This window comes from Ruegeria sp. AJ12, from assembly GCF_056536245.1.
The window spans coordinates 273,396-293,878 of sequence record NZ_JBQFJJ010000002.1 but is presented as its reverse complement, the minus strand read 5'-3'; the positions used below and the strand labels follow the sequence as shown (position 1 = coordinate 293,878).

Here is a 20,483-nt window from a genome sequence, read left to right as displayed (position 1 = left end):
TCTCAGTCTCCGTACAGTGCCTCGGCATGAAAGGTGACGTGGTCTTCCATGAACGTGGACACAAAGAAATACGAATGATCGTAACCCGGTTGCAGACGGAAGGTCGCCTGCTGGCGACGTTCCGCGATGGCCTGTGCCAATGTCTCGGGACGTAGCAGGTCGATGAACTGGTCATTGGTGCCGGTGTCGATCAGGATCGGGCCGTCAAAGCCTTTTTCCGTCATCATCAGCGAGGCGTCATGTCTGCCCCAGGCCGCCAGATCGTTGCCGAGATACGCGCTCAGCTGCTTGCGCCCCCAATCCGCACCCATCGGGTTGGAGATGGGCGCGAAGGCCGAGACCGAACGAAACCGGCCCGGCAGGTTCATCGCCAGCGTCAGCGCGCCGTGACCGCCCATGGAATGACCGGTGATTGCCTGACGGTCAGCGTCGATTGCAAACTGTTCGGCAAGCAGCGCGGGCAGCTCTTCCGCAATGTAGTCCCACATCTGAAAATGCGGTGCCCACGGGTCCTGGGTTGCGTTCACATAAAACCCGGCGCCCTGACCCAGATCGTAATCTTCGTGATCCGCCACACCTTCGCCGCGTGGCGAGGTATCGGGAAAGACCAGTGCGATCCCCTGTTCGGCAGCCCAGGCTTGCGCGCCTGCCTTGGTCATGGCGTTTTCGTGGGTGCAGGTGAGACCCGAGAGGTACCACAAGATCGGAACCGGGCCGTCCTTTGCCTCTGCCGGTTGGAAGAGACTAAAGGTCATGTCGCATTTGCAGGCTGCAGAAGCGTGGCGGTACACGCCCTGAACACCACCGAAACAGGCGTTCTCTGAAACGGTTTCCATCTGGCATCGTCCTTATGTTTGAGTTGCGACATGGCTAACGATCCACGGACCCGCCGTAAAGTCCGCGTGTCGGAGCGCAGGAAATTTTTGCACATGCAAAAGTCAGGGCGTCCCGACCCAGGCAATCACCAGCGGCACGGTGAGAATGCTTGCCATTGTTGACAGCAGGATCGCGGCTGACGCGCGATGGGGCGCAACCCCGTAATGTGCCGCCAGCATGTAAACGTTGCCGGCGACGGGCAATGCAGCCGCCGCGATGGCGACAGCCGCCGGAAAGGCATCGATCGGAACCAGCCAGATCAAGGCGATGGCCACACAGGCCGGGTGCAGGACCAGCTTGCAAAAGCTCAGCCACCCCGCGACCTGTATCCGCTCGGCGGATTTTCCGGCCAGCGACGCGCCAATGGCGAACAGCGCCCCGGGTGTCGCGGCCCCACCCAGAATGGTCAGGAAATCATACATCGGACGGGGAACCGGAACCTGCAGCGCGGACCAGATCAGCCCAGCCGAAATGGACACGATCATCGGGTTCTTAATCAGGCCCATTCCGATCAGGCGAAACGTGGCCGGTGTCAGTTTACCGTCGCGGCCGCCATTGATCAGGATGACAATCAGGGATGAGAACACGACGAGGTCCACCGTCAGCACCAGCATCACCGGTCCGATGGCTGCCTCGGTAAACAACAGCGCCAGCATCGGCAGACCCAGAAACCCGACATTTCCGATGGCGGCGCACTGGGCCTCGACTGCGGCGGTCGGGATGTCGAGGCCCCGCATCCACGCAACAAAGGTGGCCAGCGTATAAACGGCCACGGTACCAATCAGGTAGCCCACGATCAGTCGGCCATTGAAAATCTCTGCAAAGGGCAGAGTGGCTGCAAAGCGAAACAGCATCGCAGATAGGGCAAAGTAGAAAACGAACTTTGTCAGGTAAGCCGTGGCTTCGGCGGAGAAGAAGCGGGTGCGCCCCGCCCAATATCCAAGGCCGATGATCGCAAAAAACGGAAGCGTGCGCAGAAAGATCTCGACCATGGTCAATGTCCTAACATGGTTTGAGGCCGCCGCAAGCACCCTGGTCCGGCTGGTCGGAATTGCCGCAGTGGACCCCTGAACGCTCGGAACCTATATGAAAATTGACATCGTGTACGCTCCGACCCAATAAAAACCCGCAGCCAATCGGCCGGCGGGCCCGGAGAATCCTTGTATCTGAACCGAACGGTTTATAAGCTTGATGCAGCCACCTTCCAGGGAGATGACATGACCCAGACCGCCACCATTCTGCGCACAGGCCGGAAATTCGACCAAGTCCTGCGCGGTGCCCGAGAGGTTTTCATGGCGGATGGGTTCGAAGGGGCAAGCGTGGACGACATCGCCCGCGCGGCGGGCGTGTCCAAGGCGACATTGTACAGTTATTTTCCCGACAAGCGTCTGTTGTTTGTGGAAGTGGCGCAGACTGAGTGCAATCTCATGGCGGAGCGGGTCATTGCAATGATTGATGAGACCAAACCTGCACGTGAGGTTCTCAGGATTACCGCCACGCAGTTGACCAGTTTTCTCGTGTCAGATTTCGCTCAGCAGGTGTTTCGGATTTGCGTCGCCGAGCGGGACCGGTTTCCTGAACTGGCCCGTGCATTTTACGAGGCCGGACCGCGAAATGGAAAGCGTCAGATGGCGCAGTATCTGGAAAAGGCGGTGGCCAAGGGGGAACTTGCGGTTGAGAATGTACATATCGCGGCAGAGCAGTTTTCCGAGCTCTGCAAGGTCCGGATCTGGACGCGTGCGGTATTCGGCATTCAGAAAAATTTCAGTCAGGAAGAAATTGACGAAGTCGCGCGGCAGGCTGTCGATATGTTCATGGCGCGCTACGGGGTCTGAAATATCGGACACTGACCACCGCAAATGCACCGGTGGGTGACGCGGTTTCGTCCCGACTGCCAAATGTGGTATGGCATGCCGGACGCGCACGGGCATATTGGGTCATGAGAAACAAAACCGAAAACCAGCGCTTTCTGCCCAAAGGTGCAATGTCTGTGGACGTGTCTTATGACGGGCCGCCCAAGGCCATCCACTTTCTGCTGTTGCCCAACACCACGATGCTGGCGTTCAGTGCTGCGATCGAGCCCCTGCGCATTTCGAACCAGCTGGCCCGGAAACAACTGTTTGAGTGGTATGTGATGTCTCCGGACGGATCCCCTGTCACCTGCTCCAACGGCATTCGAATTCACGTGGATCATCCGATGTGCGATCTGGACAAGGGGGCTTATACCTTCGTTTGCGCGGGAACCGAGCCGATGGCGTCGTTTGATGCCGGGGTTCTGAACTGGATCCGCCGTCAAAAAGCGCATGGCTGCGAGTTCGGGGGGATTTGCACCGGGGCGTTCGCCTTGGCCAAGGCTGGGCTGATCGGAGACAAAAGGTTCACTGTGCATTGGGAGAACCGGCCGGGCTTCTGCGAGAATTTTCCCACGATGGTTCCGTCCCAGAACCTGTATGAAAGTGACGGCAGCCTGAGGACCTGCGGCGGCGGGCACGCCAGCACAGACATGATGCTCGAGGTGATCGAAGACCTGTTCGGAAATGCGCTGGCGTTGAACGTGTCCGAAATGTGCCTGCACCGGCGGGTCGGCGAAAGCGGCAGCAAACAGGTGTCACCGGTTTCGGCCGTTCTGGGGACACGCAACAGCAAGCTGATCGAAGCGGTCCAGGTCATGCGGGAGAACATTGAAAACCCTCTCAGCCTTGAAGAGGTAGCCGAAAAGGCGTCGCTGTCACGGCGTCATATGGAACGTCTATTCCTGCAACATACCAAAATGTCACCCGGAAGATTCTACAATGGCCTGAGGTTGGACCGGGCGTTCGCGCTGCTCAGTGAAACCAATCTGAGCGTTTCGGAGATCGCCTTTGCATCGGGTTTTTCCAGCACCGAACGGCTCTCGACTCACTTTCGCGGCAGGTACAAGACGTCGCCACATAACTTCCGCCGATCATGGTCGCAAGACGAACAGGGCTGAACCGGGCGGTTGGTGGAGTCCCTGTGGAAATCACGTTGCCGGGGTGTGGCGACATGAACTGCGACAGGCCCATACGGCTTTCCACGGTGTGATCGCGTGGTTCAGGCCGATGCAGATGAATTTACCAGCCTGTCCGATGCATGGGCCAATGCGCGACTTCCCTGCGCGCGGCAACGCCAGTCGTCAATAGGTCGTGCGCATCTGATACCCTTGGTGGAACGTCATCCGAACGAATGTAACGGGATCGTTGCGGAACCATGTCGTGCGTTCAAGCTGAAACAAAGGTGTTCCGGGGGGCACGGACAGAAATTCCTGCAGCTGGCCCGTGGCGGGAACGGCCGAGAACGCAATCTCGGCATTTGAAAACGGAATTTCGGCCAGCAGCCATTCGTTGGGCCCGATTGTCAGAAAGCCTTCATCCACGACATGCGGAATTGCACGGACATTGATCCAGCGTTCTTCGAACTGAAATGGACGATTGTCAGCGTGGTGCATGCATTGCAGGTGCAAGACCTGCGACCCCTCCACAATGTTCAGCTTTGCCTGCAGCCATGCCGGGCAATCCATGAGGGTACGGTTGACAAGGGCATAGCGGTACTCGGCATTCATGTCTTCAATCGTCTGGCGGACGACTGTTATGGGCAGCTTGGCTTGTTTGACCGGCGTTGTGACAACCCGTGTTCCGCCCTTGCGTCGGCGCGTTACGATGCCTTGTTCAGCCAGTTCTCGCAGTGCCCGGTTGACCGTCGCCCGCGCGCAGCCGAACTCTGCAGCGAGTTCCAGCTCGGTTGGCAGCAAGGTGCCTTGCGGCCAAACCCGTGTCTGGATCCGGTCGATGACTTCGTTGCGAATATCCTGAAAGCTGACGTTGTTCGAAGTGGTCACGGGCTGTTCACAGTTTTTAGAGTATACATATTTGTATTATGTCCATTTTATAGATGCCCGGTAAAGAGTGCCATCAAGGCAGTCAAAGGTTGGGTAGGAGTTCAGCCATAGCCGAACGGTACCTTGCAAGGATCCTGTCGCGATCGACATGGCGCCCGTCCCGCACCTGATGGCGGCCCGCAGACCAGACATCCGTCACGACCTCGTCCTTGGCCGCGAAGACGAATCCATCCAGCAGTTTATCGGGCCCAAGGGTGCACAGAGCCGGGTGCTCGCTGTCGATGGCAACCAGATCGGCCAGCTGGCCTTCGGCAATCTGGCCACTCGCGCGCCCAAGGGCCTGAGCACCACCGAGTGCGGCGCCGCAATAGAGTGTCCGACCGACTGACCCTTCACCGGGAACCAATACGTTTCGGGACAGATCGCGCAGGCGCTGAGAATACTCCAGCATGCGCAACTCCTCGGTCAGGGAAATCAACACGTTTGAATCGGACCCAACGCCGAAGGCGCCGCCCGCATTCAGATAAGTCGGGCCGTTGAAGGGGCCGTCCCCAAGGTTGGCCTCGGTGATCGGGCACAGTCCGGTCACCGAACCGGCGGCCGCAAGGTCGAGAGTTTCCCGATCTGTCATATGCGTGGCATGGATCAGGCACCAACGTGAGTCCACCGGGGCATTGGCCAAAAGCCATTCCACCGGGCGCGCACCCAATCCGGCCTGCACCTCGGCCACTTCTTGTGGCTGTTCGGCAATGTGAATATGGACTGGTTTTGCTTCATGGGCTTGTAGAATGTCGGTCAGGTCGGATGGGCAGGTGGCGCGCAGAGAGTGGGGTGCAATCCCGACCTTACAGTCCTGAGGCAAACCAGCGACGGCGTCCTCCGCCTGATCAAGCAAAACACAATATCGGGCCACATCATTGCCAAAGCGTCTCTGGCCGGGTTCCAGCGGTTTTTGCCCGACCCCTGAATAGGTGTAGAGCACCGGCAAATGCGTCAGGCCGATCCCGGTGTCGACAGCGGCTGCCATGATCCGGTCTGATAGCTCGGCAAGGCGATCATAGGGTGTGCCGTCGGGCTGATGGTGCAGGTAGTGAAACTCACCAACCGAGGCAAACCCGGCTTCCTGCATCTCCATGTAGACAAGGGCAGCGATGGCCTGCACCTGATCAGGTGTCAGGTGAGCCGTGAAGCGATACATCAGATCCCGCCAGGTCCAGAAACTGTCGCGCCCGGCCTTTCGGTGCTCTGTCATTCCGGCCATGGCCCGCTGAAAGGCGTGCGAGTGCAGATTGGCCAGCGCCGGCAACAGAGTATCGACGGTGACATCTGTGTCCTTTGCGGTGCTGTCCGGCCTTAGGGTGGTGATCCTTCCGCCTTCGACCTCAAGCCGCAGGTCGTCGACCCATCCTGTGCTCAGCAAGGCCCGTTTTGCAAAGACAGTCATCATCGTGCACCTCTTTTATGCATAGACATAATACAGAAAGACTTGTACTAGAAAAGAGGGAAATGCCGGGAGGTCGAGAATCGGATGCAAGCGGAAAATCGGGTTCTTTCGGGTCTGAGCGCCGCGACGATGATCGACGGCGCTGTGCCCTATGGGTTGATCGCGGACGCCGCGATTGCCATTGCACACGGGCAGATCGCGTGGATCGGGGCAGAGGCCGAGCTGCCGGTTGATTATGCCGCTTTGCCCAGAACTTCGCTTGAGGGCCGTCTGGTCACGCCGGCCCTGATCGATTGTCACACACATGTCGTGCATGGAGGTCACCGCGCCGTTGAATTTGAAATGCGTCTGAAAGGCGCGACCTACGAAGAGGTCGCCCGCGCCGGTGGCGGCATCATCTCGACGGTCAGGGCCACGCGCGAGGCCAGTGTGGAGGAGTTGATCGCGCAAGCTCTGCCGCGCGTTGATGCCATGCTGGCCGAAGGCGTTTCACTGATCGAGGTAAAGTCCGGCTATGGGCTGGATCGCGAGACCGAACTGGATATGCTGCGCGCCGCACGGGCCCTGCCGGATCATCGCCCGGTTCGCGTTGTGACCAGTTTTCTGGGCGCGCATGCGATCCCGACCGAGTACGAAGATAGGCCCGAGGCCTATATCGGGGAAATCTGTATCCCGGCCCTGCGCGCCGCGCATGCCGAAGGGTTGGTCGATGCGGTTGATGCGTTCTGTGAGGGGATCGCGTTCCTGCCGGACCAATTGGTTCCCCTGTTTGACGCGGCGACAGAGTTGGGTTTGCCGATCAAGGTTCATGCAGAGCAATTGTCAAACCTCGGCGGGGCAAAATTGGCGGCCAGCTATGGTGCGCTATCGGCAGATCATATCGAGTATCTTGACGAAGCAGGTGCTGAGGCTATGGCCAGTTCAGGTACTGTAGGTGTCATCCTCCCCGGTGCATTCTACACGTTGCGTGAATCCCAGGTTCCCCCAATCGACCTGTTGCGCCAGCATGGCGCGCCAATGGCGTTGGCAACGGACTGCAATCCCGGCTCTGCGCCGATGACCTCTTTGCTGTTGGCGATGAACATGGGCTGTACGCTGTTCCGGATGACACCAGAGGAAGCTTTGAAGGGCGTCACGGCCCATGCCGCCCGTGCTCTTGGATTGACGGATTGTGGACAGATTGCGCCGGGTCAGCGCGCTGATCTGGCGATCTGGAACGTCCAACACCCGGCGGAACTGGCGTATCGCATCGGCTTCAACCCGCTCCACGCGCGCATCTTCGGAGGCATCCAGTGACGACCCTGACCCTGATGCCCGGCTCTGTCTCGTTGAAGCAGCTGGAACAGATCTTTCGCGAGGAATGCGCCGTACGACTGGATGACACCTGTCGTCCGGCGATTGAAGCCGCACACCGTCGTATCGCGGATGCGGCCGCCGGAGACGCGGCGGTATACGGCGTGAACACGGGGTTCGGCAAACTGGCCAGTGTCAAGATTGCGCCCGAGGATACTGCGGCGCTTCAACGTAACCTGATACTCAGTCATTGTTGCGGGGTTGGTCCCGCGATCCCGCGTGGCCATGCCCGTCTGATGATGGCGCTGAAACTATTGAGCCTGGGTCGTGGTGCGTCGGGCGTGCGGCCTCAGTTGATCGACCTGCTGCAAGGGATGCTGGAGACAGGTGTAACGCCAGTGATCCCGGCACAAGGGTCGGTGGGGGCCTCTGGCGATCTGGCGCCGCTGTCCCATATGGCCGCTGTCATGATGGGTGCTGGCGAGGCGGACTTCGATGGTACGGTGATGCCGGGTGATGCCGCATTGGCAGCGGCTGGCCTGGAACCCATCGAACTTGGCCCCAAGGAAGGTCTTGCGCTGATCAACGGAACGCAGTTTTCCACCGCCTTCGCGTTGGCCGGGCTGTTCCGAGCGTGGCAGGCGGCGCAGAGCGCGCTGGTCACTTCGGCGCTCACGACCGACGCCATTATGGGGTCAACAGCGCCGTTGCAGCCCGAGATCCATACGCTGCGCGGTCATCGCGGTCAGATCGAGGCGGGGGCCACGATGCGGGCCATTCTGGCAGGTTCGGTCATTCGGGAAAGCCACCGCGACGGCGACACGCGCGTGCAGGATCCCTATTGCATCCGCTGCCAGCCGCAGGTCGTGGGCGCGGCAATGGATGTGCTGCGTCAGGCCGCAACCACTCTGGAGATTGAAGCCAACGCAGCCACGGACAATCCGCTGGTGCTGTCCGAAGCCGGAATGATCGTATCGGGCGGGAACTTTCACGCCGAACCGGTCGGCTTTGCCGCCGACATGATTGCGCTGGCCGTGGCCGAGATCGGGGCCATCGCGCAGCGTCGCATTGCCTTGATCGTTGACCCGGCGCTCAGCTTTGACCTGCCGCCTTTCCTGACCCCGAATCCGGGATTGAACTCCGGGTATATGATCGCCGAAGTGACTACGGCGGCATTGATGAGCGAGAACAAGCATCTGGCCAACCCCTGCGTGACCGACAGCACGCCAACGTCAGCCAACCAAGAGGATCATGTCTCGATGGCGGCTCATGGCGCGCGGCGACTGGGGCCAATGGTCACCAATCTCGAGCGTATTCTGGGCGTTGAACTGTTATGCGCCACGCAGGGCGTTGAATTCCGCGCGCCTCTGGTAACCAGTGAAACACTGCAGGGTGTGATGGCGCGCCTACGGTCTGAAGTCCCGCTTCTGGGTGATGACCGGTACATGGCGACTGAGATTGAAGCAGCCTCGACCTTGATTGCCAGAGGCGAAATTGCGCATCGAACGGGAATTGCGATGCCAGAGCTCGGGGCATGACAGAGGTGGTGGAAATCCGGCGGGGCTCCGGGCCGATGGTCCTGGGTCTGCCCCACACGGGCACATACGTGCCGTCGGAAGTCCAAGCACAGATGAATGGCCGTGGCCGGGAACTGGCTGACACAGATTGGCATATTCATAGCCTTTACGAAGGGCTGTTGCCGGATGTCACAACCGTTCGCGCCACGTTTCATCGTTATGTGGTCGACGCCAACCGCGATCCGTCTGGCGTCTCGCTTTATCCGGGTCAGAACACAACGACACTTGTGCCGCTGACGGATTTTGACGGGCAAGACATCTGGACGAGTCCGCCCTCTGATCGGGATATCGTAGAACGAACGGAAGCGTTTCACATGCCTTACCACAGAGCTTTGGCCACAGAGCTCGAACGTGTGAAAGCGATCCACGGCGTTGCGGTGCTGTATGATTGCCATTCCATCCGCAGTCATATCCCATTTCTGTTCGACGGCACCCTGCCGGACATGAATATCGGAACCAACGGCGGCGAGACCTGCTCGCCCCAAATTGAAGCCATCGCGCATGAATTTGCGGCTTCATCGCCCTACAGCACGGTGCTGAACGGGCGCTTCCAGGGCGGGTGGTCTACCCGCCACTATGGCCGACCGGCGATGGGTATTCACGCCATTCAGATGGAACTGGCCCAGGCGATCTATCTGAGCGCCGAAACTCCGCCATGGACCTATGACGCCAAGAAAGCCGCCCGCTTGCGCCGCTGGCTAAAAGACATCCTGGACGCCATCCAGGACACAGCATTGGAGCTTACCCCATGACTGACCCTCGCAAAAACACGCGTGATGTGTACCCGCCAACCGGCCCTGAACTGAATACAAAAAGCTGGATGACCGAAGCGCCGCTGCGCATGCTTATGAACAACCTGCATCCGGATGTGGCAGAGAACCCGCATGAGTTGGTGGTCTACGGGGGCATCGGCCGGGCGGCACGCACATGGAACGATTTTGACACGATTGTCGCCAGCCTGAAGGATCTGGAAGAGGATGAGACGCTGGTGGTGCAGTCGGGCAAGCCGGTTGCAATTGTGCGCACCCATTCGGATGCGCCTCGGGTGCTGATCGCCAATTCGAACCTTGTACCGCATTGGGCCAATTGGGATCATTTCAACGAGCTCGATAAGAAGGGGTTGACGATGTACGGCCAGATGACAGCTGGCTCGTGGATTTACATCGGTACGCAGGGCATCGTTCAGGGCACATACGAGACCTTTGCCGAAGCTGGTCGGCAGCATTATGGCGGTGACCTGACCGGCAAATGGATCCTGACCGGAGGTTTGGGCGGTATGGGTGGCGCGCAACCTCTGGCCGCTGTTTTTGCGGGGGCCTGCTGTCTTGCAGTGGAATGCAACCCGGACAGCATCGATTTCCGCCTGCGCACCAAGTATCTGGACGAAAAGGCAGAAACGCTGGACGAGGCGTTGGCCATGATTGATCGCTGGACCAAGGCCGGTGCGGCGAAATCGGTGGGTTTGCTGGGCAATGCCGCTGAAATCTTTCCCGAGATCTACCGCCGCATGCAGGCCGGTGGCATGCGCCCTGATATCGTCACCGACCAGACCAGCGCGCATGATCCGGTGAACGGGTATCTGCCGCTGGGATGGACCATGGCCCAGTGGAAGGACAAACGCGAAAGCGATCCCAAAGCGGTGGAAAAGGCTGCGCGCGCTTCAATGAAACAGCATGTGGCCGCCATGGTCGATTTTTGGAACGCGGGTGTGCCGACGCTGGATTATGGAAATAACATCCGGCAGGTGGCGCAGGATGAAGGGCTGGAGAACGCCTTTGCCTTTCCCGGTTTCGTACCCGCCTATATCCGCCCGCTGTTCTGCCAGGGTATCGGCCCGTTCCGCTGGTGCGCCTTGTCGGGTGACCCCGAGGACATCTACAGGACCGACGCCAAAATGAAGGAGCTTTTTCCAGAAAACACCCATCTGCACAATTGGCTGGACATGGCGCAGGAGCGTATCGCCTTCCAGGGCCTGCCCGCGCGGATCTGCTGGATCGGGTTGGGTGATCGTCACAAGGCCGGCCTGGCCTTCAACGAAATGGTGAAGACCGGAGAGCTGAAAGCCCCCGTTGTCATCGGGCGGGATCATCTGGACAGTGGTTCGGTGGCGTCTCCCAACCGTGAAACCGAGGCGATGAAAGACGGGTCAGACGCTGTTTCGGATTGGCCGCTGTTGAATGCACTGGTCAATACGGCCTCTGGCGCGACCTGGGTGTCACTGCATCACGGCGGCGGTGTTGGCATGGGTTTCAGTCAACATGCAGGCGTTGTGATCTGCGCGGACGGCACCGATGCGGCGGCCAAACGGCTGGAGCGGGTTCTGTGGAACGATCCGGCGTCGGGTGTCTGGCGGCACGCTGACGCCGGGTATGAAAGTGCAAGGGAGTGCGCGCGCGTACATGGGCTGCGTTTGCCGGGCATTCTGGGATGAACGCGGCGGCCAAAGCACCAAAAATTTTTCGGAGGCGAACGTCATTTGTGACATTGTTGGGGTAACTTAGCGCTAACGTCACACTTTCCTATTTCAGAAAGATTTTGTTTCGGCTAGGCCTATGTTCTTAAGTAGTGCACCAGGCAAACGACAACTGAAAAGGTGGCTCGTCCGTTGCTCGATCTTATACAAGCCCGGTCCGTTCTGTCGGACGTCTATGACCTCGCCCCATCGGCCACGTTGGCCAATGAAATGCAGGACATTTATGCGCGCATGGACCGCGTGGTCAGCCCGCCGGACTGGGCGATCTATGCGCCGTATGTGCGTGCGATCAACGCGCTGAAGAAAGAGCGCAACGCGGTGATCTTGGGGCATAACTACATGACGCCCGAGATTTTCCATGGCGTGTCGGACTTCGTGGGCGACAGCCTGCAACTGGCCATGAAGGCCAGCGAAGTCGAAGAGGACGTGATCGTGCAGGCCGGCGTGCATTTCATGGCCGAGACGTCGAAGATCTTGAGCCCGCAGAAAACCGTTCTGATGCCGGATATGGCCGCTGGCTGTTCTCTGGCGGAATCGATCACCGCCGAGGGGGTCGAGGAGATGCGGGCCAAATACCCGGGTGCGCCGGTCGTGTCGTACGTGAACACGACGGCAGAGGTCAAAGCGGCCTCGGATATCTGCTGCACCTCGTCAAACGCACTGCAGATCGTGAACGCGATGGACAGTGACACGGTCATCATGACGCCCGACCAGTATCTTGCGCAGAATGTGGCCAATGAAAGCCATAAAAACATTGTCTACTGGCCGGGCTCCTGCATCGTTCATGAACAGTACACCGCACAGGACCTGCGCGATTTTCGCGCGTGGAACCCGGGCACACGCCTTATTGCCCATCCCGAATGCCCGCCCGATGTCGTGGCCGAAGCCGATTTCTCGGGATCGACCAGCGGCATCCTGAAATACGTTCAAGACGAAAAACCTGAAAAGGCGATGCTGATCACAGAGTGCTCGATGGCATCGAACATTGCGGATGAGTTGCCCGAGGTCGACTTTGTCGGGCCCTGCAACATGTGCCCGTACATGAAGAAGATCACGCTCGAAAAGATCCTGTACGTGCTGCACACAATGGAAGGTCAGGTCGAGGTTGCCGAAGATGTCGCCAGCAAAGCGCGCAAGTCCGTGCAGGCCATGATCGATCTGTCGCGCAAACTGGGTATCTGACCTGAAATGACCGACATCGCCACGGATCGCGTCATCATCGTGGGGGCGGGTATCGGAGCGCTGTACGCTGCGTTGAAACTTGCGCCGCGGCCCGTGGTGGTGATTTCGCCGGACTCGTTGGGTGAGGGGGCTAGTTCGGCCTGGGCGCAGGGTGGTGTGGCGGCTGCGATGGATCTATCCGACAGTCCGGAAAGTCATGCGGCGGATACGGTTCAGGCCGGGGCGGGCACGGTTGTGCCCGCGGTTGCGGATCTGGTGACGCGGGAGGCGCGCGCCTACATCCTTGATCTGACCACACTGGGCACGCCTTTCGATCGGACCGAAGATGGCAGTTACGTTCTGTCGCGTGAGGCTGCCCACAGTTTCGCGCGCGTGGTGCGCGTGAAGGGGGATCAAGCCGGGGCCGAGATCATGGCCGCCCTGATCGAACAAGTGCGGGAAACCCCTTCTATTCAGGTGCTTGAAGGGGCAATCGCCGTTGGGCTGACCGTCGATGGTGATCGCGTAACCGGCGTTTCCATTCAGGACGCGTCCGAGGGTGGATCGAATACGGTAACGCTGCGCGGACCGGCCGTGTTGCTTGCCGGAGGCGGATCGGGTGGGCTGTTTGCGCTGACCACCAATCCGCCCCGGATTCGCGGGCAGGTCATCGGCATGGCGGCCCGCGCCGGAGCGGTGATCGCGGATGCCGAATTTGTTCAGTTTCACCCCACGGCTATGGATGTCGGCGAAGACCCCGCGCCGCTGGCGACTGAGGCGTTGCGCGGTGAGGGTGCGATCCTGATCAACAAGCACGGTGTTCGGTTCATGCAGGACCTCCACCCGGATGCCGAGCTGGCCCCGCGCGATGTCGTGGCGCGCGCGATATTTGCCGAGATACAGGCTGGCAACCGGCCAATGCTGGACACCCGCGCGGCCTTGGGCGAACGGGTCAAAGAGCTTTTCCCGTCAGTTGCTGAATACTGTGCCCGCAACGGAATTGACCCGGCACAAGATCCCATTCCGGTTGCACCCGCAGCGCATTATCATATGGGCGGCATCGCAACCGACACACAGGGGCGAGCCAGTCTCGACCGGTTGTGGGTCTGCGGAGAGGCGTCCTCGACCGGGCTGCATGGGGCGAACCGGCTGGCGTCGAATGGGCTGTTGGAGGCTCTGGTCTATGCCCGCATTTGCGCAGATGACATATCTGGCAGCTTGCCTGCTGTATCTGGATCTGATCCGCTTGAAGTTCATTTCTCCAGAACCAACGCGCCCAAGGCCGCAAAGGCTCTGCAGGAATTGCGGCGGACAATGACCCGCGACGTTGGTGTGGTGCGCAATCGTGATGGTCTGACGCGTGCATTGGCGACCATCGCCGCCCTGGAAACCGAGCATCAGGACTGCCCGGCGTTCCAAAACATGTGTGCAACCGCCACGTTGATCGCAGTCGGCGCATTGCTTCGGGAAGAAAGCCGGGGCGCGCATGAACGGTCCGATTTCCCTGATACGGCTGAAGGACAGGGCCAGCGGTCACGGATGCTTTTGTCCGACGCGCTCGCCGTCCGCTCTCAAGCTTGCAAGGAACTGTCATGAGTTACGCAACCCTGCCTGATCTGGTTCTTGAACCGATGGTTCGCGCGGCATTGATGGAAGATCTGGGCACCTATGGCGACATCACCACGCGTGCCGTTATTCCCGATGGGACCATGTATGAGGCCCGGCTGAACGCGCGTGAGGAGGCCGTCGTGTCGGGTATGCAGGTGGCCGCGCTTGCGTTCCGATTGGTTGATCCGGCCTTGGACATTGAAACCCATTGTCAGGACGGTGCGACCTGTCAAAAAGGCGACACCCTGATGACCGTCAAAGGGTCGGCTGCATCCATTCTGTCAGGAGAACGGGTTGCATTGAACTTTGCCGGTCGGCTGACGGGAATAGCCACCCAGACAGCGGCGTTCGTTGCGCAGACTCAGGGCACCAACGCCCGGATAACGTGCACCCGTAAAACCACACCGGGTCTGCGGATCGTTGAAAAACTGGCCGTTCTGCATGGTGGCGGTTTCAACCATCGTTACTCACTGTCCGATGCAATCCTGATCAAGGACAATCATATTGCCGCAGCCGGGGGTATCCGTCAGGTGCTGAGCGCTGCGAAGGCCAACGCCAGTCACATGATGGCCGTCGAGATCGAGGTTGACCGGCTGGACCAACTCAGCGCGGTGCTTGAGGTTGGCGGCGCTTCGGTCGTGTTGCTGGACAATATGGACAACGATACCTTGCGCAAAGCGGTTGCCATGGTGGATGGCCGGATGAAGACCGAAGCCAGCGGAAATGTCACGCGCGACCGGGTGGCTTCGATCGCCGCAACCGGGGTGGACTATGTATCGTCTGGCGCGCTGACGCACTCAGTCCGGACGGTCGATCTCGGTCTGGATTTCTGAACATTCGCGCCGCGTCAGCTTAATCCTTGGACAGATTCGTAGCGAATTGTGGATCGGCGCCAGCCGTCAGCCTGGATCAAATAACAACGATCTATTGCACTTAGGCGCACAGGTCGCCACGGTGGCGGGCAGGGCAACGGCATTCAAAAGGTCGGCCTTAGTACATAACAAGGAGGAGACACCGTGAACGCATCTCTCACATTTGAACATCTCAAGACCCAGGTTTCTGCGGGTGAGGTGGACACGGTTCTGGTCTGCATGGTCGATATGCAGGGTCGCCTGATGGGCAAGCGGTTCCATGCCGGGCATTTTGTTGATGGTGGATGGGAAGAGACGCATTGCTGCAACTACCTTTTGGCCACCGATCTGGAGATGGGAACGCCGGATGGTTACGCCTCGACCAGTTGGGAGCGGGGTTATGGCGACTACGTCATGAAGCCCGATCTGGACACGCTGCGCCCGGTGCCGTGGCTCGACGGAACAGTGATGGTGATGTGCGATGTTCTGGATCACCACACGCATGCCGAGGTCCCGCATGCGCCCCGTTCGGTGCTGAAGAAACAGGTCGAGCGGTTAAGGGCCATGGGTTACGAGGCGATGACCGCGACCGAGTTGGAGTTCTTTCTGTTCGAAAAGAGCTTTGACCAGATCCGCAAGGACGGATTCCGCGATCTGGCGCCGATCTCGGGCTATAACGAAGACTATCACATCCTGCAGACCACCAAGGAAGAGCATGTGATGCGCCCGATCCGCAATCATCTGTGGGAGGCCGGGATACCGATCGAGAACTCGAAAGGCGAGGCCGAGACTGGACAGGAAGAGCTCAACATCAGATATGCGCCAGCCATGGAGACAGCGGAATATCATTCGATTGCCAAGAATGCGGTGAAGGAGATCGCCTGGCAACATGGCCATGCGGCGACGTTCCTGCCGAAATGGCATCACGATAAGGTGGGCAGTTCATCCCATGTGCATCAGTCGCTTTGGGCGGGGGACCGTCCGGTGTTCTTTGATGAGGCGGACGAGTTTGGCATGTCCGCGGTTATGAAGAGTTACATGGCGGGCCTGCTGAAATATGCCGCCGACTATACCTGTTTCATGGCGCCCTACATCAACAGCTACAAGCGTTTCATGAAGGGGAGTTTTGCGCCGACGCGGATCATCTGGTCGGTGGACAACCGTACTGCCGGGTTTCGGTTGTGCGGCGAAGGCACAAAGGCGGTTCGCGTGGAATGCCGGATTCCCGGCTCGGACATGAACCCCTATCTGGTTCTGGCGGGCATGCTGGCTGCCGGGATTGCCGGCGTCGAGGAGGGGTTGGAACTGCCGCCGCCGGCAAGAGGCGATGTCTACCAGGGTGCAACCGGTATGATCCCCGGCACCCTGCGCGCGGCGCGGGATGCCTTGCATGGTTCAGCCATGTTGCGTGCGGCGATGGGAGACGATGTGGTTGATCACTATGTACGTGCGGCCGAGGTCGAGATTGAAGAGTTCGAACGCGTGGTCACCGACTGGGAAATCGCCCGTGGGTTTGAGCGCGCCTGATGGCGAGCCGGGGCGTTGACAGGTGTCTTTTTTCGAGTCCATGGCGCAATGACGGCAATCCACAAGATATTTTGGCCGGAAAATGCAGGGATGTTTTCTCTTGAGCCCAGATGGAGAACGCTGCAGATGATTGGCGGCTTGCCTGCTATTGGCTCCGACGATCCTATTCGTCCAAAAACTTACAATCAGAAAAAGGTGACATCATGAGCCTTGTTGGAAACTGGTCCTATCCGACTGCTGTCAAGTTTGGGGCAGGGCGAATTAGGGAATTGCCAGAGGCCTGCGCGTCTGCGGGTATGAAGTCCCCGATGCTGGTGACGGACAAGGGGCTGGCCGATCTGCCGATTACGTCCGAGACGCTGGATATCATGGAGGCGGCCGGTCTGGGCCGGGGCCTGTTCTCGGATGTGGATCCGAACCCGAACGAGAAAAACCTTGAGGCGGGTGTCGCGGCTTATCGCGCTGGTGGGCATGACGGGGTGATCGCATTTGGCGGCGGCTCTGGTCTGGATCTCGGTAAGATGGTTGCGTTCATGGCGGGCCAGACGCGCCCCGTTTGGGATTTCGAGGATGTCGGCGACTGGTGGACCCGTGCGGACGCGGACGCGATTGCGCCTATCATTGCCGTGCCGACAACAGCCGGAACCGGGTCAGAGGTCGGCAGGGCCAGCGTCATCACCAACTCGGAAACCCATGCGAAGAAGATCATCTTCCATCCCAGGGTTCTGCCAACAGTTGTAATCTGCGATCCGGAACTGACAGTGGGCATGCCCAAGTTTATCACTGCGGGCACCGGTCTCGACGCCTTTGCGCATTGTGTCGAGGCGTTTTCGAGCCCGCATTACCATCCGATGAGCCAGGGCATAGCGCTGGAGGGCATGCGGCTGGTCAAGGACTATCTGCCGCGCGCTTACGGCGACGGCACCGATATCGAAGCCCGCGCCCAGATGATGAGCGCGGCGGCCATGGGCGCCACGGCCTTCCAGAAAGGCCTCGGCGCGATCCACGCGATGAGCCACCCGATAGGCGCGGTGTTCAACACGCATCACGGCACGACCAACGCGGTCTGCATGCCTGCGGTTTTGGAGTTCAACGCCCCGGCTATCGCGGACAAGTTCCAGATGGCAGGGGCCTATCTGGGCATAGATGGCGGCTTTGACGGGTTCCGTCGCTTCGTGCAGGAATTCAACGATTCGCTGGGTATTCCCCGACGCCTATCCGAACTAGGTGTTACGGAGGCGTCTATTCCTGAACTCGTTCAGGGGGCGATCATGGATCCGTCCTGTGGGGGCAATCCGATTGACCTGAACGAAGATCATCTTGCCGCCTTGTTCAGATCTGCCCTTTAAAACTGAAAAGGCCCGGCAAAGAGCGCCGGGCCTGTCTTAGAGCTCGGAACTATTCGGCTGCGATGGCGCGTTCATTGCCTGCCTGCCGCTGTATCGGGATCCATTCCAGATCGCGACTGTAGCGCCATGCCAGATCGCCATTTTCGTCCATCGCGATCAGGTGCAGCCAGCGATTGTCAAACAGCTCTTTCACCCCTGCGTGTTTCTTCAGGATGCTGTTCATCGCATCGCGCGGCGCTTCGATGATGACCGACAGGCGCAAAGGATCATGCTGGAACTGTTCACCGTCATGAACGGACTGCCATGGCAGGCCAGGACGCAGAGCGCCTCCGTTGCCTTCGACGACGCCGATACCGCCCACCACATTGTGCAACAGCTTGTTGCCACCGCCAAACAGCCTTGGCGTTACCGTGGACCCATAGTATTGCAGACTGATCCAGCTGGCGACGACGACCGGTGCTGTCATGATCAGTTCCAACACGCCAAACCCCTCATCCGCACGCCAATCGTAGCTGTGCAGAAAGGACTGACCGGCCAGCCCGGTTCCATCTGTCCGAGCACGCGGTGCGGCGATGAAAGCCCGGCATCCGGCCAGACCCCATTCCGGGCGCAGTTCGGCCCAGTCGACCGCGCGGCGGGCGATATCCTCGGCACCGCCGGCACGCGGCAACCGCAGCGCGCGTTCGGCCCGTGCCAGACGCCCGGCGGCCTGCAGCCAGCCTGTAAGCTTTGCGATATCCTGCGACCAGCTTCCGGCGGGGTGGTCCTGATCGAACAGGGTCACCGCGTCCGTCGTCGTATGGTGCATGGCCGCCAAAAACAGCGTGTCCGCCGGGATGTCGATGCCGTGTTCGCGTAATCCGTCGCGCACCGCGCCTTCATTCAGCAGGCCCGCCAGCAACCGCGCGCTGACATCCCCGGCGTGTCCGCCACAGGCCCCACATTGCAAGGCGCTTTCGTGCGGGTTGTTGGTCACATCTGCGCCGTGCCCCGCCAACATGACAATGCGTGCAAAATCCCGTGTCAAAGACATTGCACCCAGAATGGCCTTGGCGGATTCGATCCGTGTTTGCAGGTCAATCGAGGGGTCGAGGCGCGGTGCCGGATCGAATTTAGCCGCGCCTTTGCCCGCCGCCAGCGCGTCTCGCAACAGCTTGCCCGCATAGACCGGTCCTGTGGCTTCGACAAAGGCAAAGGACGACACGGCGGCCAGCTTGAACCGGCCCCAGGCGCGTTTGGCCCGGGCGGTGTACCGGCGGCTCAGATCGGATTGTGTATCTTCGGCTGCCGTCGAGGTCACGTTGTTTTGCAACAAGACCGGTCCGCGGAATTCTGTCACATCGGATCCGGCGCATTTATGGGCGCTGGCCAAGCCAAAGAACCCCGCAAAGCCAATGGTTTCGATACCGCTGTCCTGCGCCTCGAGCGACCGGCGGAACACTTCGGACCGCACGTCGATGCAAAAGGCGGCCTGCACCAGCGGACGGCCCTCGGCCCTGCGCGGCTGACCCTCGGACAGGGTTTGCGCCAGCTTGCGCTGTTGCGCGCGTTCGGCAGCGTCCTGCAACAGCGCATCGATCACCAGATCCCGTGTTGGCGTCACGGGCGCCTCGTGCTGAGCGATGGTTTCAGACCACCGCGCCGCGATCTGGTCGCGATACAGCTCGAACAGCGCTTCTTCGAAGACCAGCCGGATCGCCAGAAGCTCGTTCGCTGTGGTGTCGTTTTGGTTGTTGAGCTCGGCCTGCCACAGAAGGTACCGCGCATACTGGGACCAACCGCCAAGTGTAACCAACCAGCGGTGAAACGCGGTTTCCGCGGCTTCGGGTGTAACCCCAAGTGTTTCCGAAGCACGCCCGATTGCCCGCCAGGGAGACCTGTTGGTAGCCGCAACGTAAGCGCCGAACCCTTTGAGGCCGTGAATTTCCAGCGTCAGATCGCGCGACGCGAACTCCCGCCAGGCGCTGAAGGCGCCGCCGGTGCGGCTGGGCTGCCACAGGGCCTGTCCCTGATCGAAGTGACTGGCTGCCCAGGCCCCGATGCGTTCTTCAATGAGGCCAGGCCAGTCGATACCAGACACGTCGGCGGCCAGATCGGCGACGGTGGGCAAAGCGGAGACAGGCGATGGTTCGGTTGCAAGTGCCGCTTTGATGTCCTCCAGGTCAGGGGAGTCAAACCGGCTTTCGACATTGGACAGGGCCTCGGCCAGATCGGCGTCCAGAATCTCGCCCGATTTGAGCTTTTTCGAAAAGATCGCCCTGTCTGGCGTGATGCGCAGTCCAGAAACCCGGCCAAGGCGGGCTGCGGTGATGGCAAGCGTCTCGTCCGATTGTCCCAGAAACGGGTTCACGGCCACGTTTGAGGCCAGCGGGAACAGTGGGGGGATTTGCCGGACGGCGTCATCGGCAATCGCGACCAGCTCCAGCAGGGCGGCGGGATAGCTTTCGTGTTTCATATACATGTCTGGT

General features: G+C 59.9%; 16 protein-coding genes. 11 read left to right on the top strand and 5 right to left on the bottom strand.

The window, feature by feature from the left end:
• Positions 1-2: 2 nt before the first annotated feature.
• Positions 3-836 (bottom strand): S-formylglutathione hydrolase, encoded by an 834-nt coding sequence (fghA, locus tag ACR3E0_RS21580; RefSeq protein ID WP_480481598.1) that lies wholly within the window; start codon positions 834-836, stop codon positions 3-5.
• A gap of 102 nt (positions 837-938) precedes the next feature.
• The gene (locus ACR3E0_RS21575) at positions 939-1,868 is read right to left on the bottom strand and encodes an AEC family transporter (protein WP_480481596.1); all 930 of its coding nucleotides are present in this window, start codon (positions 1,866-1,868) and stop codon (positions 939-941) included.
• A gap of 225 nt (positions 1,869-2,093) precedes the next feature.
• Here ACR3E0_RS21575 and ACR3E0_RS21570 point away from each other — a divergent pair, with 225 nt between their 5' ends.
• Positions 2,094-2,711 carry a TetR/AcrR family transcriptional regulator gene (locus tag ACR3E0_RS21570; protein WP_480481594.1) on the top strand — a complete coding sequence of 206 codons (618 nt, stop codon included), beginning with the start codon at positions 2,094-2,096 and terminating at the stop codon, positions 2,709-2,711.
• A 104-nt stretch (positions 2,712-2,815) separates the two neighbouring features.
• Positions 2,816-3,847, top strand: coding sequence for a GlxA family transcriptional regulator (locus tag ACR3E0_RS21565; protein ID WP_480481592.1), 1,032 nt, complete (start codon positions 2,816-2,818; stop codon positions 3,845-3,847).
• A gap of 183 nt (positions 3,848-4,030) precedes the next feature.
• Here ACR3E0_RS21565 and ACR3E0_RS21560 read toward each other — a convergent pair whose 3' ends face one another.
• Positions 4,031-4,732, bottom strand: a complete 702-nt coding sequence (locus tag ACR3E0_RS21560; RefSeq protein WP_480481590.1) for a GntR family transcriptional regulator — start codon at positions 4,730-4,732, stop codon at positions 4,031-4,033.
• A gap of 82 nt (positions 4,733-4,814) precedes the next feature.
• Positions 4,815-6,179 (bottom strand): formimidoylglutamate deiminase, encoded by a 1,365-nt coding sequence (locus ACR3E0_RS21555; protein ID WP_480481588.1) that lies wholly within the window; start codon positions 6,177-6,179, stop codon positions 4,815-4,817.
• A gap of 81 nt (positions 6,180-6,260) precedes the next feature.
• Here ACR3E0_RS21555 and hutI point away from each other — a divergent pair, with 81 nt between their 5' ends.
• From hutI to ACR3E0_RS21510, 9 genes are all read left to right on the top strand, one after another.
• Positions 6,261-7,472: an imidazolonepropionase gene (hutI, locus tag ACR3E0_RS21550; RefSeq protein ID WP_480481586.1), complete on the top strand. Its 1,212-nt coding sequence runs from the start codon at positions 6,261-6,263 to the stop codon at positions 7,470-7,472.
• Complete coding sequence (hutH, locus tag ACR3E0_RS21545) at positions 7,469-9,007, top strand: histidine ammonia-lyase (RefSeq protein WP_480481584.1); 1,539 nt, start codon at positions 7,469-7,471, stop codon at positions 9,005-9,007. The genes hutI and hutH overlap by 4 nt, the downstream gene beginning before the upstream one ends.
• The gene (gene hutG, locus ACR3E0_RS21540; protein ID WP_480481582.1) at positions 9,004-9,798 is read left to right on the top strand and encodes an N-formylglutamate deformylase; all 795 of its coding nucleotides are present in this window, start codon (positions 9,004-9,006) and stop codon (positions 9,796-9,798) included. The genes hutH and hutG overlap by 4 nt, the downstream gene beginning before the upstream one ends.
• Positions 9,795-11,477 (top strand): urocanate hydratase, encoded by a 1,683-nt coding sequence (hutU, locus tag ACR3E0_RS21535; RefSeq protein ID WP_480481580.1) that lies wholly within the window; start codon positions 9,795-9,797, stop codon positions 11,475-11,477. The genes hutG and hutU overlap by 4 nt, the downstream gene beginning before the upstream one ends.
• Positions 11,478-11,651: 174 nt before the next feature.
• Complete coding sequence (gene nadA / locus ACR3E0_RS21530; protein ID WP_480481578.1) at positions 11,652-12,701, top strand: quinolinate synthase NadA; 1,050 nt, start codon at positions 11,652-11,654, stop codon at positions 12,699-12,701.
• A 6-nt stretch (positions 12,702-12,707) separates the two neighbouring features.
• Positions 12,708-14,276, top strand: coding sequence for an L-aspartate oxidase (locus ACR3E0_RS21525; protein ID WP_480481576.1), 1,569 nt, complete (start codon positions 12,708-12,710; stop codon positions 14,274-14,276).
• Entirely contained in the window at positions 14,273-15,121 is an 849-nt protein-coding gene (nadC, locus tag ACR3E0_RS21520; RefSeq protein ID WP_480481574.1) for a carboxylating nicotinate-nucleotide diphosphorylase, read from the top strand. The genes ACR3E0_RS21525 and nadC overlap by 4 nt, the downstream gene beginning before the upstream one ends.
• Positions 15,122-15,304: 183 nt before the next feature.
• Positions 15,305-16,666 carry a glutamine synthetase family protein gene (locus tag ACR3E0_RS21515; RefSeq protein WP_480481572.1) on the top strand — a complete coding sequence of 454 codons (1,362 nt, stop codon included), beginning with the start codon at positions 15,305-15,307 and terminating at the stop codon, positions 16,664-16,666.
• Positions 16,667-16,869: 203 nt separating this feature from the next.
• A complete protein-coding gene (locus tag ACR3E0_RS21510; protein WP_480481570.1) occupies positions 16,870-18,015 on the top strand; it encodes an iron-containing alcohol dehydrogenase in 1,146 nt (381 codons plus the stop codon).
• 49 nt (positions 18,016-18,064) lie between these two features.
• On the opposite strand, the gene ACR3E0_RS21505 is transcribed toward ACR3E0_RS21510, so the two are convergent.
• On the bottom strand, positions 18,065-20,476 hold the full coding sequence (locus ACR3E0_RS21505; protein ID WP_480481568.1) for a YbcC family protein: 2,412 nt from the start codon (positions 20,474-20,476) through the stop codon (positions 18,065-18,067).
• Between the last annotated feature and the right edge of the window lie 7 nt (positions 20,477-20,483).

Excerpts from the sequence above, each read along its gene's own strand:
- fghA (WP_480481598.1), bottom strand. The coding sequence starts at position 836 with ATGGAAACCGTTTCAGAGAACGCCTGTTTCGGTGGTGTTCAGGGCGTG.
- ACR3E0_RS21575 (WP_480481596.1), bottom strand. The coding sequence starts at position 1,868 with ATGGTCGAGATCTTTCTGCGCACGCTTCCGTTTTTTGCGATCATCGGC.
- ACR3E0_RS21570 (WP_480481594.1), top strand. The coding sequence starts at position 2,094 with ATGACCCAGACCGCCACCATTCTGCGCACAGGCCGGAAATTCGACCAA.
- ACR3E0_RS21565 (WP_480481592.1), top strand. The coding sequence starts at position 2,816 with ATGAGAAACAAAACCGAAAACCAGCGCTTTCTGCCCAAAGGTGCAATG.
- ACR3E0_RS21555 (WP_480481588.1), bottom strand. The coding sequence starts at position 6,179 with ATGATGACTGTCTTTGCAAAACGGGCCTTGCTGAGCACAGGATGGGTC.
- hutI (WP_480481586.1), top strand. The coding sequence starts at position 6,261 with ATGCAAGCGGAAAATCGGGTTCTTTCGGGTCTGAGCGCCGCGACGATG.
- hutG (WP_480481582.1), top strand. The coding sequence starts at position 9,004 with ATGACAGAGGTGGTGGAAATCCGGCGGGGCTCCGGGCCGATGGTCCTG.
- hutU (WP_480481580.1), top strand. The coding sequence starts at position 9,795 with ATGACTGACCCTCGCAAAAACACGCGTGATGTGTACCCGCCAACCGGC.
- ACR3E0_RS21525 (WP_480481576.1), top strand. The coding sequence starts at position 12,708 with ATGACCGACATCGCCACGGATCGCGTCATCATCGTGGGGGCGGGTATC.
- nadC (WP_480481574.1), top strand. The coding sequence starts at position 14,273 with ATGAGTTACGCAACCCTGCCTGATCTGGTTCTTGAACCGATGGTTCGC.
- ACR3E0_RS21510 (WP_480481570.1), top strand. The coding sequence starts at position 16,870 with ATGAGCCTTGTTGGAAACTGGTCCTATCCGACTGCTGTCAAGTTTGGG.
- ACR3E0_RS21505 (WP_480481568.1), bottom strand. The coding sequence starts at position 20,476 with ATGTATATGAAACACGAAAGCTATCCCGCCGCCCTGCTGGAGCTGGTC.